Here is a 14403-nt window from a genome sequence, read left to right as displayed (position 1 = left end):
AGGATACAAAATGCTCAAGAATCTACGTAAGCAGTGGACGGCTTTTTTACTGTGGTTATTAGTAGTACCGACCTCGTTATATCTTGTATATATGATGTTTCCGTTTAAAGAAATTGATATGTGGTTTGTATTGCTAAATTTCATCATGCTAATTATCGCAATGAGTTCGTCGTTCCAAATATTCTCGATTAGTATTTCACTTGAACGATGGATTATTTTTGTGATTTTTTTTCAATATGGTCTTTTTGCGGAAATGGTTTTCATGCAACTTGCACTCATAATTTTACAATTTGTTCGAAAGTCGAGTTTACCGGCATTCTATCGGTTTACAACAAATTCGTTAATGTTTGTGATTGTTTCAATTGTTAGTGCATTCTTCTTTTATTTTGCTGGCGGTAGAATCGTGGAAATGTCACCGTGGGCTTTCCTAATAGCGGCCACGGTTTACGCAGTGTCATATTCTTTCATCAATAGCTTGGTCCTTTACCTCATCATGAAAATAGAGAAAGCTTCCTTTGATAAGTTTAAGCAAGTAGCGTTGTGGGATTTTGCGATAACAATAGTTGTGCTACCCTTAGCGGTCGCATATAGTCTACTTACTTACAAATTGGGCGGTTTCTCCGTTTTATTGCTTGGTGCACCATTTCTACTCGTACTCTTAATTATTAGAAGGTATGCTTTTTCTGGTGAGCTTAACAAAAAGCTTTCTTCCGCTGTCGAAATAGGTCACGAACTAACGGAGAGTCTAAGCAGGGATGAAGTCATAAAAATTTTCACTGAGAAAATTCAAGGTGTCGTAAATTATGATCAAGCTTATATTCTCGATATTCGTAATGGTAACCGATTTCAAATGCTAGCCTGTTCAGAGGCGGGTACTTTTTCAAAGGAATCTCAGTTTTTTGAATTTGAAAATGAAGCGATACCTTTACTATCACCAGACAATATAAAGGTATATAGTTCAAGTAAAGAAATCGAAAAGCTCGAACATCTCCGGTTCAGTATTGCTGTACAAAGTGTCATGATTGCACCTATTATTCGAGCGGGAAAACTTGAAGGTTACCTTATCATGACGTCGTTCAGAAAAAACTTTTTTGAGGATTTAGATAAAAAAATGGTTGATTTGTTAACGGGGTATTTCGAAACCTCTATAGTAAAAGCATTTCATTACGAACGTACGATTGAGAAAAGTGAAAAGTGCGGTCTTACAAAACTGTATAACTTCCGCTATTTAACAAAGAAACTAAGAGATGAGCTAAGTCTTTTTCACGAACAAGAGATTTCTAGTTTATCTGCAATTATATTAGATATCGATCATTTCAAATCCATCAATGATAATTATGGGCATCAAAGTGGTAATGATATTTTATGTGAATTTGCTCAAATTCTTAAAAAGTACGAGACGGATGGTCGTACGCTGGCTCGTTATGGCGGAGAGGAATTTGTTTTATTGCTTCCTGATTTCACAAAGGAGGAAGCGGTTTCACTTGCTGAAAGAATTCGTCTTGAAATTGAGCAACATACATTTACAATCAAACCGGACTTATCGGATGATATCGAATCGATTGGTATCAAGCTTACTGTGAGTCTTGGTGTCTCATCAATTCCAGAGGACACGCAATCTGAAAGCAGTTTGCTTCGGAATGCAGACAGAGCCCTCTATATTGGAGGGAAACAGGCAGGACGCAATCGCGTTGGGGTTTATGAAGCGGAGCCAACTGATCCAATAGAAATTTGATGAAAATAAAGTTTCACTCAAAAGACTGCGCTAGCAGTCTTTTTTTGTAACAATTATGCTTACAAGCCTATTGAACTCAAAGGTTCACTCCGTTATGCTAGAGATAGGAAAAAGGAACGAAAGAGGTGAGAGAATTGGTGTGTAAATGGAAAACCACTGAAGAGTCTGGACTGACTTTAGTTGAAATTCTCGCCTCACTTGTGATATTAGGCATAGTTTTCGTTGCGTTCATGACAATTTTCCCTCAGATGACTCTTTTTAATAGTAGGACCGAGACGAAGTTGGAGACGATGAATGAGGCTCGGATTGTTTTGGAAGAATATAAGAATATTAAATGGAAAACTAGTGACTTGAACGGGACTAGATTTGTTAGTGAAAACGACTGGTGGAGAGATGATCAATATGGGAGACCTAACGTGATTGTAAAAATAAAAAAATCACCTGATGAAGGTCCCGAATTAAAAGAAACGCTTAAGCCAGGTGTTGTTCGATTACATAGGCTGCAGGTTGAAATCGTGAAAGATAATCGTATCTCTAGCGAATCATTTGGTTACATTCAGGTTAAATAACTCTTGAGGGGGAATCGGTTTTGAAAGACAATCAGTCAGGTATGACCCTTGTAGAGCTTCTAGCTGTATTGGTTCTGGTTTCCCTCGTAACGGGCATTATATGGACTGCTATGAATATCAGTGTTAAACACAATGCATTAGAAACGACAAAAATCCAATTGCAACAAGATGCTAACTTCATTATTACAAAAATTCAACAGAAACATAGATCTTCAGAGTGTTATAGACTGATAATTGAGGAACAAGAAGTTAGTTTAAGAAATTGCGAAGGAAATCAAGAATCCACTGAAATAATAGGACAAGAATTTCAGTATGGACCGCTACAGGATATTGAGTTGAAACCTAAAAAAACAAGCATGTATGAGTTAACTTTGGAAGTGAAGGATCCTTTAAATAGAAGATTATCTGTTTCCGTACCTACTGTAATCTCCAGGTATAAAAGTGAATGAGAATGGAGTGAAATCCATGAAATATATATATAGAGAAAGAGGCTATGCTTTACTTGTTGTCTTATTGCTAATCGTTATTATTACGATTCTCACAGCAGTATTCCTCCGAGGAAACATCAGTAATGCAACACAAGAAAATATAGTAGATAATAGTCACTTGACTGTTGTGGCTGCAGAAGCAGGAGTTGAATTTTATAAGACTCAATATACCAATGAATATTATATCCGCTTACAAGAACTAAATAATTTTGCTGAAAAAGAAATTCAAATCCAACTCGATAATATAAAAAATGATAAGAAAAACCCCAATAGAACAGTTGACTATGACGCTGTACGTAAACGTACCGCACAAGAACTTTATAAACTAATGAAGGCAGTCAATGTTGAAGAGGCACCCGCTTTAATATTAGGCAAAAAAAAGGAGTTTGATTTTGAACTTAATAAGTCTAACAAAAAAACAGAGAACTATTATGAATTTATAAGAACCAATGACCAGAATATTATAATTGGTTTAATGAAAGATCAAATCACTATTGGGGTTTCAGGCAGTGTGCTTGGAAAAGAAAGAAAGAGCGGTAAAACTAAGCTGCTTAATTTTGAGCAAGTTTTTATAGTTCCTTCCTTTGAAACAGGAGCAACAGGAGGGTCACCTGGCAGTGGTACCAGCGATGGGGATTTGGGAGAATGGAATTATCCGCAGAGCGTACAAGTACCACCCTGTTCCAATGCAAAGGAAATTAAGGGTAAGAAATGTTTCGCGAGTGAAAATGTCGATAAAATTAGAGATATTGAGGATTCAACTGTCTACTTTCCGAATGGATACACTTATAAAACTGGACAGAATTTTGATTTGGAAGATTCCTGGGTTTATGTAAAAGGGGAATTTAACACTGGGAATGGTCATCTTTACATCGAGGAAACTGATTTTAGGATAGATGGTTCGCTAACGCTAAGTAATAAACTGGATATTGAGGATTCGATTTTAGTTGTAAATAAGTCAGCAGTTATTAAAAATGATGTCGATATCGAAGAATCCTATTTTTATATAGGTGGAGATCTCACAGCAGAGAATCATTTTAATGCTGAGGATTCGAATAATTTGATTGTTATTGGTAATTTTACTGCTAATAAAAAGTTTGAACTTGAAGAAACTTCATTGTACGTAGGAGGGAATCTAACTTTAAAGGGTAATAAGACAGAGATTGAAGACAAATCAAAGGTTTGTGTAGCGGGGAACCTAACAATAGAAAATAAGGTTAGTGAAATATCCTCATCAAGTTATATTTTTTACAAAGGTAACCTTTCTTATCCAGAAAAAATACCTCATCCAAGAATTCAACGTCTTAGTAACCAACAATTCTTAGAAAAGTGTCCGGAAGTTTCAAATCAGACTCCACCAACAGATTCTGGAATTAAATGGCCAACGCCATCTATTGAAGTTGAATATAAGTGAAACTCATTTGAGAATTGAGGCTAATTATGACACCTTATCTACTACTACTAATTCTAGCTGTTTTAGCATATGCAGCCACCCTTTGGCTAGTCCGTACCAACCGGCTGCCAGATATCGCGACTTGGATTGTCCTACTCGGTACATCCACGGCATTCCTGGCCATGCTCGTTTCACAAATGATGTCATTTTGGTACGCATTACTAGTTATCTTGGGCTTGTCCTTTGCAACAGCAGTATTGCTAGCAAAGCAGCAAGAAGCGAAATAATATGATTCTACTTATAAAGAATTTTGAATGGGAGGCGTCCAAAACGTGGGTAATCGAACTGTTGTAACATATTTTTTAAGCATTCTGGGCGCTTCTTTACTCTTTTTTGGAATTGCGTCTGCAGGATCGTTTGCTGCAGAAAACCTACTCTTCGGTAAACGATTCGGGGATCATACATATGCAGGTCCTTTCAACTTATCAAAACAGACGGACAAGGAAGCGGAAATCAAGTTAACCTCAGAATTGTTGGGAATGCAAGACAAGTTGCAAGCGGATTTACTCTATCAAGATGCGATCATTCCATTACCAGCAGAATTAGTAGATTATAATCCTTCCGAAACCATCAAACAAGCTAAGTCTGAAGAGGAAAACTCACTTATTTCAACTGTTTCTGAAGATGGACTTAGAACATTGTTGCAGCAACAATTGCCGATGCTGTCTTTTAGTGATTCTGAAATCCAATCTATCGCTATGGGGATTGGGGAGAAATTGGAATCAGGAATCATGCCGCAATCCATTATTTTGACAGATTATCTTGAATCCACACAGACAACTACTGAAATTGCATCTGCATCCACTGAAATTGACGGTTTGACAGCTCCGATGCTCGAGTTAATCAGTGAGTTAGACGGAAACGAAATCGAGCCGAAAGCTCCATTTTCAATTCTTGAGTTCATCGAAAATACGCAACCTGGACTACTAGACGAAGAAGAACTCACAATTCTAGCGTCTACCCTCTATAAAGCTTCGTTACAGACGAACTTCTGGATTGAAGATCGAACAATTCGTCGTAAACTGACTCAGGGCGTGGAACCTGGATTCGAAGCGGCGATTAATACACAGCTAGGTCTGGATTATGTAATGACGAACCCGAATTACACTTCCTATACAGTTCATGCTAAGTGGGAAAGTGGATCATTGAACATTTCTATTGAAGGAATGCCACTTCGTTATGAATATGAGCCATACGTTGCGGAAACGAATAAATTCGATCCTAAAACTGTTGTTCAATATAGTGAGGATCTAACACGGGGACAAGTCCATATTGCAGAGCCTGGCACAGATGGATTCGAAATTATTGTTCAGCGCAAAATCACAGAAGATGGAACTTTACTAACTACTGAATCTATAGCAGAAGATTTTTATCCACCGGTTTCCCGTGTCGAACGACGTCCTTTAATTGAGGCAGACACGAATTTGGATAATGAACCCGGGGCAGATTCTTCTCAGAACAATGGAAGTGGGAATGATTCCACATCTAACAACGAAGATTCAAGCAACAAGCCCGATTCAAGTGGAGAGAAACCTTCTGGAAATAACAAACCATCTAAAAATCCTAACGATACTTCGGATCCAGATGATGGAAACGCTATACCGATGCCTGGTGATGATGACTATTTGTATGACAAAGGCGGAAATTTGATCAAGTAACACCCGGTTTGGAGGGGGATTTTCAATGGCAGCACCACGAAAACGGTTAGGGGATTTATTGGTTGAGTCTGGACTGATTACAGATGCTCAGCTCGACATGGCATTAGCCGAAAAGCCAAGGGACCAGCGTCTCGGTGATGCATTGCTTGCGCGAGGATACATTACAGAACAACAACTAATAGAAGTATTGGAATTTCAACTTGGGATTCCTCATATCAATTTGTTCCGTTATCCGTTTGATCCAAAATTGTTTAACATTGTACCCAAGGATTTCGCTAAGCGAAACTTACTAGTTCCATTGAAAGCGGATGGCGATCGGTTATTTGTTGCGATGAGTGATCCGATGGACTATTTGACGATTGAGGATTTGCGCTTGTCGACTGGCTTTCATATTGAAACTGCAATCGCTTCTAAAGACGATATTTTACGGACGATATCTAAGTACTATGAAGACGAATCATTCGAAGATATTTTTATTGATCAACCCGAAGAAACAAAGCAGCAGGAAGAATTGACGGATCTCGATTCACCGGTTGTTCGATTGGTGAACCAGTTGATGGTATCTGCCGTTGCTCAAAAGGCGAGCGATATCCATTTGGATCCCCAAGAAAACGAACTCGTAATCCGCTACCGATTAGACGGAATGTTGAAAACGGAACGAGTCCTCCCGAAACACATGCAAGGTATGTTGACAGCTAGGATCAAGATTCTTGCTAATTTGGATATTACCGAACAGCGTTTGCCTCAAGATGGACGTATTAAGACGACCATCGATTTTCGCCCAATCGATTTACGGGTGTCAACATTACCTACGATTTTCGGGGAAAAAATTGTGATGCGGATTTTGGATTTAAGTAGTTCACTAAGTGACTTGAAAAAACTAGGCTTCAATTCTCTTAACTTGGAACGATTTTTGGCGGAAATTAATCGCCCGAACGGCATCGTTTTGATTTCTGGTCCAACTGGGTCTGGTAAGTCGTCGACGTTATATGCGGCGCTCAACAAGTTGAATAGCGAAGAAGTCAATATTATTACCGTTGAGGATCCAGTGGAGTATCAACTTTCTGGTGTCAATCAAATCCAGGTCAATCAAAATGTAGGTTTAACCTTCGCTACTGGTTTAAGGTCGATATTGCGCCAAGATCCCGACATCGTCATGGTTGGTGAGATTCGAGATCGTGATACAGTCGAGATTGCGATAAGGGCATCGTTAACTGGACATTTAGTTCTTAGTACGATCCACACAAACGATTCTGTCGCATCCATTACCCGATTACTCGATATGGGTGTGGAACCGTTTCTCGTCACAGCGTCACTCAACGCGGTTGTTGCGCAACGTCTCATTCGAAAAGTGTGCAGAGACTGTGGGAAGAAAATGCCGGCGACGATACGAGAACAAGAGATTTTTGCGAAACGCGGGTTGGCAATTAATGAAATAAACCGTGGATCAGGCTGTGCAGCTTGTAACATGACGGGCTATCGAGGACGTGTTGCGATTCACGAAGTGCTGCTGATCGACGATGCGATGCGAGAATTGATTAACAGTAATGCGACGCCTGCTAAAATGCGTGAAGCTGCGGTCAACAGTGGAACGGTCTTTTTAATCGATGATGGACTGGATAAAGTGAAACAAGGACTGACAACGACGGAAGAAGTTCTCCGTGTAGCGTTGCCTGAATAAGGAGGGGATTTCATGATGAAACAACAGATTGATGATTTATTGACGAAAGCGGTTGAGCTTCATGCTTCTGACATTCACATGACGATAGATTCTCCACCAGTCTTTCGGATTAACGGAGATTTGAAACGTTTCGGGAGTGAGCCGATAGTTGAACAGTTTACGATGGGAGTTGCTAAAGCGACAGTCCCTGATAAATTATTCACTGCATTTAAGGAACAAGGTCAGATTGACTATTCATATGAAGTGCCAAATGTTGCTCGATTCCGCGTTAACGCGTTTCAACAGCGTGGGGTTACGTCTCTAGCATTTCGTACAATACCGACAGACATTCCGACAATTGAGTCTTTACAGATGCCGGGGATTTTAAAATCTCTGGCAGACACAAAACAAGGATTAATCCTTGTGACTGGACCGACGGGATCGGGTAAGTCCACAACGTTAGCGTCGATGATTGATTATTTGAATCAGACATCAAGAAAGCACATTTTGACGCTGGAAGACCCGATTGAATATATGCATAGTCATGGTTCAAGTATTGTCGACCAGAGGGAAGTCGGTTTTGATACGGATTCATTCGCAGATGGCTTACGGGCTGCATTGCGCCAAGACCCTGATGTCATTTTAGTTGGGGAGATGCGAGATTTAGAGACGATTTCAACTGCGATTACTGCTGCTGAAACTGGACACCTTGTACTTGCCACACTCCATACGTGGAGTGCTGCATCGACGATTGACCGAATTATCGATGTCTTTCCACACGGGCAACAAGCGCAAATTCGCGTTCAGCTGGCAGGAGTGTTGACAGCGGTTTTATCTCAAAGATTGTTGCCGACTAAAGATCGTTCAGGTAGACGAGCGGCGACGGAGCTAATGATTAAAAATGCAGCAATCGCCAATTTAATTCGCTCGGAGAAGGTACATCAGATCCCAAACGTCATTCAAACAAATCGGGCCATGGGAATGCACATGATGAATGCATCTGTTAAAGAGTTATTAGATGGTGGAATCATTAGTTTTGATACCGCAGAGCCTTACTTGCAGGAGGAATCATAATTGTGGCTCGTTTTAAATATGATGGACGAGACGCTAAATCTGTCCGTTCAGGTGTAATAGTTGCTGATAATAAAAGAGATGCGGCGTTGAAACTGAAACGCGAAGGAATCCGTGTGAAAAATTTAACGGAACAGGCGGAAACTACGCTAACAAAAGAGATTCATATCGGAAAACCGGTGAAACGCCAGCACTTCATCATGTTTTTGCGTCAGTTTTCTACGTTGCTGCGTGCAGGTGTAACAATCGTTGAAGCGATTCGAATCTTAGCTCTCCAAGTAGAAGGGAAGCAGTTCAAAAAGATCCTGACAGAAGTTAATGAAGACTTACGGACAGGCGGTTCCTTATCCGACTCATTTGCAAAGCATCCGAAAGCGTTCGAACCACTCGTGGTGAATATGATCAAAGCCGGTGAGCTGTCAGGTACATTGGATGATGCACTGGATCGGCTTGCGATTCACTATGAAAAAGCTTACAAGACACGGCAAAAAGTGTTGTCTGCACTTTCATACCCAGTTGTAGTTGGGATTGTAGCGGTTGGAGTTGTCATTTTTTTACTGACATTTGTCGTACCGATGTTCGTGGATTTGTTCGCCAGTGTAGGTGGAGAATTGCCGTTGCTCACACGTTTTGTCATGAGCGCAAGTGATTTTGCCTTGTCTTATTGGTATGTGATTGTCATGACCATTGCGGCGATTGCAATTGCGTTTTATCTAATTCGAAATAACCCGGCAGGAAAGATGATGTTGGATACGGTATTACTTCGGCTGCCGATATTCGGAGACATTGTGAAGAAATCAGTTCTGGCTACGTTAACTCGCACGCTTAGTTCGTTATTTTCGAGTTCAGTACCAATTCTGCAATCGATTTCGATGACAGAAAAAGTGATTGAAAATGAAGTCGTTAAGAAAGTGCTTGTAAAGTCACGAGAATCATTGGAACGTGGCGGGTCACTTACCGAGCCGATGGAAGGGCACTGGGCGTTTCCACCGCTCATTCCGCACATGATCGCAATTGGTGAACAAACAGGTTCTTTGGATGCCATGCTTGCGAAAGTCGCAGATTTCTATGAAAGCGAAGTTGATGCATCAACTGAAAGACTCAAAGCCCTAATCGAGCCAATAATGATTGTGCTGTTAGCGGGATTAGTTGGGACTATTGTCCTCGCAATTTTATTGCCGATGTTCAGCCTATTTAACGAGATAGATAATTTGTAACAAGTAAACCTTATCGTCCATTAAAATTTCATAAATTACTAGAAAAATAGTTCCACACAACCAGAACTTTTGGTATACTGACAGTATGTTAGAAAGCACGTACACTAAGGAGGAGAACAAATGAAAAAGTTTTTACAGAAGAAGTTGAAAAATGAAAAAGGTTTGACACTCGTCGAGCTACTCGCAGTTATTGTTATTTTGGGTATTATCGCAGCGATTGCTGTGCCTTCGATTGGGAATATAATTGAGAATAGTAGAGTTAAAGCTGTTAAAGCTGATGCTCAAACTATTTTATCTGCTGCTAATATGTATTTTGCTGAAAATTCAGAAAAGTCTACAGTGACACTAAGTGAATTAAATACTGAGAAATTTATTGACGACGGTGGCTCTTTTCCAATAACGGGAACAGGAACGCCTACCGTAACAAAGAGTAATTCAACGAAAAAAGCAATGACTATTTCAGGTACTGGTGATAATAAAGGTACCAAGGTTGTGTTTACTGATGCGACAAGTAAGGAAATAACAGACAGCGGTAACTCGAAAGCAGTGCCTAAATCAACTACACCATAACTCTCTAATCTAGGAGCCAAACCCATGCCATTCCCATTCTCCCGCCCAAAGCGGCCAATCTCACTTACAATTGAAGAAGACGCCGTCCGCTATGTAAAGCTGAAAGCGGGAGAACCGTTAACGGTGGAAGAAGCAGTAGAAATTCCACTTCTCGCGAATACCGTCCATGACGGGCGTGTTGTGGATTCCGTGGGGTTGGTGACTGTGCTCGACGGGCTTGCGAAGGAATGGGGCATTGTGAAACGCAGTGTCCAGTTTCTTGCGCCCGATACATATGTAATGATCCGGAAAGTGCCGTACCCGGAAGATGTACTAGAAGATGAATTAAAAGGGCACTTTTTCATAGAAATCGGTTCGTCGATCTATTTGCCGTTCGATGATCCGGTTTTTGACGTTGTACCATACTTACCGAATGAAGATACCCATGAAGCGATTTTAATTGCCTCCAAAGAAAGTGTCCTCAATGGATACGAAGCGGCGTTAACGGATGCGAAATTCGAACCTCTTGTCGCAGATATTGCACCGCTTGCACTATATCGATTGGCGCATGACAAGCACCAATTTACAGGGGACGAGCATGTTCTGTTAGCAGATTTAACTGCAGGAAAGCTTGTCGTTTCGATTTTCCATCAACATTATCCGCAGTTTATGCGTCCAGTAGATTTAGAAAATGCCACGGAACTCGATGTTTCGGCAACTGAGTTGTCGACGGACTCCAAAACGCTGTCTCCGCGTGCAATTGTTCAGGAGCTTGAAAAACTCGTCAATTTCTATCGCTACAATATGTGGAATGGCGGAGCGACGATTACACATTTGCTTGTGAATGGGGAGTATGTGGAATTGGATGAATTGCTGAAGCAAGTATCCGACCGTTTAAATGTGGTCGCGGGGCCTCTTTTACCAGAACCACTTAAATTCACAGATGGCGGGATAGTTCCTGCGTCGTTCAATCGAACGATCGGATTGGCGCTGAAAGAGGTGCACCATGCTAGTAGATATTAATTTATTGCCAGAAAAGGAGAAGGAGCGCTCTGTACTCCTTTACGTCGCGCTTGCGTTTCTCGGCGCAGCGCTTCTTTTTTGGCTAATTTTCTTTTTGCTTACACGGAGTGTGACTTCGGACTCAGAGCGTTTGGACAACCAATTAGTGAAACTTCAAATCACGCAAGCTGAATTGACAGAACGATTGAACCGTTCTGATACTGCCCAATCTCATGATCAGCTTGCTGCAAGTGTCCAGTGGGTTGAAGACTATCGTTATGAAACAGCTCCATTGTTGGAAGACCTGGTCGCACAACTTCCGAGACGTGGTTTTTTCCGATCATTTGCATTTGCGGCACCTCACCAAGCGACTGTAGAAATCCAATTTGATGATAAAACGGAAGCTGCATACTATTTAACTCGTATATTGTCTTCTGAATTTGTTGAGACTGCTTCGATTGAATCGATTGAAGCGGAAGAAATCGATCAGGAAGAGGGCGTCAATAACAATTGGTTGCCACGGTACCTTGCGACGTACACGATCTTCTTTACTGATGGACGCCAACTAATTGATGGGGCTGCGCCACCAGCTCCAGGTGATTCTGTGGAAGATAGTGAATCGTCATCTGACGAAACCGCTCCACCGTCAGAAAACACAGATGACAGTGAATCACCTGTTCCAGAAGAGGAGGGATCCGATGCGGAGTCTAACTAAACGTCAAAAAGACATTGCCCTTCTTGTACTAGCGGTTATTTTCTTTGTATTGCTTGTCAGTTATAGCTGGTTCCAGCTCTATGCGCCTGCAAAAGAAGAAAACACAGGGGTGGTTAATTCACTCGTAGATCAGCGAGAAGTCATCTTCGAGTTGCAACGTCAAGTAGCTGCAAAACCGATTGAACAGTCGAACAGTTCCCGTCCGTTGCAACGGAAAGTCCCGGTTCTACCGCTTGAGGATTTGCTGCTTGTCCAACTAGAAAAAGCTGAAGTGAAATCAAAGGCATTAATTAATAACGTGGCGTTTGCTAAAGATGAACTCAATGAGGTGCCGATAGAATCTTCTGACCAGCTGGATGCGGGGACAGAAGATCCTGCACTTGCCCTTAAACAACTGACAATTGACGTCGAACTCACTGCGTCTTCATATGAAGAGGTTGATAAATTCATTCGTGAAGTGGAAGCGACTGAACGTATCTTTGTCGTACAATCTATCGAATTGGATACGCCTGAAGAGATTCGGGAAGCGGCTGCCGAAAAAGAGCCAATTGAACTAACCGTTTCATTCCAAGCATTCTGTCGTCCTGATCTCCAAGAACTTGTCCCTGAAGCGCCAAAACTGGACGCACCGATGCCAGCGGGGAAAGAAGATCCAACAACTCGCGCAGGTGAAGACGAATGACAGCTGTCTGGACAGGCTTTTTCTTCATTTACGGACTTGTATTTGGTTCATTTTATAATGTGGTAGGGTTACGTGTGCCAAAAAAGGAATCAATCGTATCGCCACCGTCTCATTGTACAGTTTGCGATCGTCGACTGACTGCTGTAGATTTAATTCCGGTATTTTCTTACGTGTTCTTGCGTGGAAAATGTCGAGGGTGCGGAACGAAAATCAGTGTGATATACCCGTTAATGGAACTCGTTACCGGGGGTTTATGTGCCCTCTCATTCTATTATTTAGGGTTTTCGATTGAGCTCGCAGTGGCACTTCTTTTCATCTCGATGCTCGTGATCATTACAGTGTCAGACATCACATACATGTTGATCCCAAATAAAATCCTGTTGCCGTTTGGAATCGCAATTGCTTTACTGCGTATTGTTAGCCCGCTTGTCCCTTGGTGGGATAGTTTTCTAGGCGCAACAGTTGGTTTCCTGGTGCTTTTGCTTATCGCCGTTGTGTCGAAAGGCGGCATGGGCGGTGGCGATATTAAACTATTTTTCGTCATCGGACTTGTACTTGGAACGAAGCTCACCTTGTTTACTTTGTTTCTTGCGGCTTTAATAGGTTCAATCGTAGGGATTATCCACCTTTGTCGGACGCGTCAAGGTAGGAAAACACCCATCCCATTTGGACCATCTATCGCAGCGGCAGCTGTCATCAGTTACTTTTATGGAAATTTACTTGTCGGATGGTATCTGTCGCTGTTAACTTAAGTCGAACAATTTTCTTGAACAAGACGACACGAGTCTTGTTCTTTTTCATGTCCGTTTTGGTACGGTTAATGAAACTGGGGGGATTGTTATGAACTTCAAGAAAAAGTATACGAAAATGACAATTATGTTGGCACTCGGACAAGGCGTGCTGCTTGGGATTGCGGCAGTAGCCATTGTCGGATTCATCCTTTTAAAAACTGAGAAACCTGAAAGTGCTGCGTCACCTAACGTAAACGTTCCGGCGAGTGGACCTGCATCCGGTCAGGGGACTGATAAAAAAGACGAAACGAAGCCAGACACTGCAGCTGCAGGAGCGCCGATACCTATGTATGCAAAACAACATGGGGTGTTTTCATCAAAAACGTCTGCAGCTTCGTTTATAGCGGATGAAAACTTACCCAAAGCCGCTCCAGTCCAAGCTAATGGGCAATTTTATGTATGGAGTGCCTTGGGATTATCTGAAATAGATGCAGATCCTGCAGGAGAAGAGGGTGTGTTCCGTAAACAAGTGAACGTCTCCCCACTAGCTTGCGACAGTGGAGAGGGAGAATTGTTGAGGAGTGTTTTAAGTGCTACTAAAATTTCTGAAATTCAGGATTTGGTCGCTTCTAGGAAACAGAGTGTAGGTGAAGGGAAAAAAGATACGTTCACGAGTAATATTACCGCCATCACTGCATTTACAGATGATATTAATATCATTAAAATGCATGTGCTAGCTCATTATTCTGAGACAGGTAAGTGTGTCAAACTTGAATTTTGATAGCTAAAAAGCGACCAAAGTCATATTATGCTGTTTTCTACACAATTTTCTTCTGAATCACATTGTCGTATGATGTGGCAAAGGGGGCATTT

At 41.4% G+C, this 14403-nt stretch carries 15 protein-coding genes; all 15 read left to right on the top strand.

Going from position 1 to position 14403, the window contains the following annotated elements; translation table 11 throughout:
* The first annotated feature begins 10 nt into the window (after positions 1–10).
* The 15 genes from RL70_RS08810 (at position 11) to RL70_RS08740 (ending at position 14311) form a co-directional block, all read left to right on the top strand.
* A complete protein-coding gene (locus RL70_RS08810) occupies positions 11–1735 on the top strand; it encodes a sensor domain-containing diguanylate cyclase (protein WP_039043048.1) in 1725 nt (574 codons plus the stop codon).
* A 134-nt stretch (positions 1736–1869) separates the two neighbouring features.
* Positions 1870–2304 carry a type II secretion system protein gene (locus RL70_RS08805; RefSeq protein WP_039043047.1) on the top strand — a complete coding sequence of 145 codons (435 nt, stop codon included), beginning with the start codon at positions 1870–1872 and terminating at the stop codon, positions 2302–2304.
* 20 nt (positions 2305–2324) lie between these two features.
* The gene (locus RL70_RS08800; protein WP_039043046.1) at positions 2325–2753 is read left to right on the top strand and encodes a prepilin-type N-terminal cleavage/methylation domain-containing protein; all 429 of its coding nucleotides are present in this window, start codon (positions 2325–2327) and stop codon (positions 2751–2753) included.
* Positions 2754–2769: 16 nt separating this feature from the next.
* The gene (locus tag RL70_RS08795) at positions 2770–4206 is read left to right on the top strand and encodes a hypothetical protein (protein WP_039043045.1); all 1437 of its coding nucleotides are present in this window, start codon (positions 2770–2772) and stop codon (positions 4204–4206) included.
* 26 nt (positions 4207–4232) lie between these two features.
* Complete coding sequence (locus RL70_RS08790; protein ID WP_039043044.1) at positions 4233–4472, top strand: hypothetical protein; 240 nt, start codon at positions 4233–4235, stop codon at positions 4470–4472.
* Positions 4473–4517: 45 nt separating this feature from the next.
* On the top strand, positions 4518–5903 hold the full coding sequence (locus RL70_RS17295; RefSeq protein ID WP_052245870.1) for a G5 domain-containing protein: 1386 nt from the start codon (positions 4518–4520) through the stop codon (positions 5901–5903).
* A 25-nt stretch (positions 5904–5928) separates the two neighbouring features.
* Positions 5929–7584, top strand: a complete 1656-nt coding sequence (locus RL70_RS08780) for a GspE/PulE family protein (RefSeq protein WP_039043043.1) — start codon at positions 5929–5931, stop codon at positions 7582–7584.
* A 15-nt stretch (positions 7585–7599) separates the two neighbouring features.
* Positions 7600–8637 carry a type IV pilus twitching motility protein PilT gene (locus RL70_RS08775; protein WP_039043078.1) on the top strand — a complete coding sequence of 346 codons (1038 nt, stop codon included), beginning with the start codon at positions 7600–7602 and terminating at the stop codon, positions 8635–8637.
* A 2-nt stretch (positions 8638–8639) separates the two neighbouring features.
* Complete coding sequence (locus RL70_RS08770; protein WP_039043042.1) at positions 8640–9851, top strand: type II secretion system F family protein; 1212 nt, start codon at positions 8640–8642, stop codon at positions 9849–9851.
* Positions 9852–9971: 120 nt separating this feature from the next.
* On the top strand, positions 9972–10421 hold the full coding sequence (locus tag RL70_RS08765) for a type II secretion system protein (RefSeq protein ID WP_039043041.1): 450 nt from the start codon (positions 9972–9974) through the stop codon (positions 10419–10421).
* A 24-nt stretch (positions 10422–10445) separates the two neighbouring features.
* Positions 10446–11423, top strand: a complete 978-nt coding sequence (gene pilM / locus RL70_RS08760; protein ID WP_039043040.1) for a type IV pilus biogenesis protein PilM — start codon at positions 10446–10448, stop codon at positions 11421–11423.
* A complete protein-coding gene (locus RL70_RS08755) occupies positions 11407–12117 on the top strand; it encodes a hypothetical protein (protein WP_039043039.1) in 711 nt (236 codons plus the stop codon). The genes pilM and RL70_RS08755 overlap by 17 nt, the downstream gene beginning before the upstream one ends.
* The gene (locus tag RL70_RS08750; RefSeq protein WP_039043038.1) at positions 12101–12799 is read left to right on the top strand and encodes a hypothetical protein; all 699 of its coding nucleotides are present in this window, start codon (positions 12101–12103) and stop codon (positions 12797–12799) included. The genes RL70_RS08755 and RL70_RS08750 overlap by 17 nt, the downstream gene beginning before the upstream one ends.
* Positions 12796–13551 (top strand): A24 family peptidase, encoded by a 756-nt coding sequence (locus tag RL70_RS08745; RefSeq protein WP_039043037.1) that lies wholly within the window; start codon positions 12796–12798, stop codon positions 13549–13551. Before RL70_RS08750 ends, RL70_RS08745 begins: the two co-directional genes overlap by 4 nt.
* A gap of 88 nt (positions 13552–13639) precedes the next feature.
* Entirely contained in the window at positions 13640–14311 is a 672-nt protein-coding gene (locus tag RL70_RS08740; RefSeq protein ID WP_039043036.1) for a hypothetical protein, read from the top strand.
* The last annotated feature ends 92 nt before the right edge of the window (positions 14312–14403 follow it).

The sequence above is a fragment of the Sporosarcina sp. ZBG7A genome (assembly GCF_000813425.1).
In the GTDB taxonomy this organism is placed as follows: domain Bacteria; phylum Bacillota; class Bacilli; order Bacillales_A; family Planococcaceae; genus Sporosarcina.
Note: the sequence above shows the minus strand (reverse complement) of the source record. Positions and strands in the feature narration are given on the sequence as shown.

Bases quoted from the DNA above. Each gene is read 5' to 3' on its own strand.
- RL70_RS08810 (WP_039043048.1), top strand. From the start codon at position 11: ATGCTCAAGAATCTACGTAAGCAGTGGACGGCTTTTTTACTGTGGTTA.
- RL70_RS08795 (WP_039043045.1), top strand. From the start codon at position 2,770: ATGAAATATATATATAGAGAAAGAGGCTATGCTTTACTTGTTGTCTTA.
- RL70_RS08790 (WP_039043044.1), top strand. From the start codon at position 4,233: ATGACACCTTATCTACTACTACTAATTCTAGCTGTTTTAGCATATGCA.
- RL70_RS08780 (WP_039043043.1), top strand. From the start codon at position 5,929: ATGGCAGCACCACGAAAACGGTTAGGGGATTTATTGGTTGAGTCTGGA.
- RL70_RS08775 (WP_039043078.1), top strand. From the start codon at position 7,600: ATGAAACAACAGATTGATGATTTATTGACGAAAGCGGTTGAGCTTCAT.
- RL70_RS08765 (WP_039043041.1), top strand. From the start codon at position 9,972: ATGAAAAAGTTTTTACAGAAGAAGTTGAAAAATGAAAAAGGTTTGACA.
- pilM (WP_039043040.1), top strand. From the start codon at position 10,446: ATGCCATTCCCATTCTCCCGCCCAAAGCGGCCAATCTCACTTACAATT.
- RL70_RS08755 (WP_039043039.1), top strand. From the start codon at position 11,407: ATGCTAGTAGATATTAATTTATTGCCAGAAAAGGAGAAGGAGCGCTCT.
- RL70_RS08750 (WP_039043038.1), top strand. From the start codon at position 12,101: ATGCGGAGTCTAACTAAACGTCAAAAAGACATTGCCCTTCTTGTACTA.
- RL70_RS08745 (WP_039043037.1), top strand. From the start codon at position 12,796: ATGACAGCTGTCTGGACAGGCTTTTTCTTCATTTACGGACTTGTATTT.
- RL70_RS08740 (WP_039043036.1), top strand. From the start codon at position 13,640: ATGAACTTCAAGAAAAAGTATACGAAAATGACAATTATGTTGGCACTC.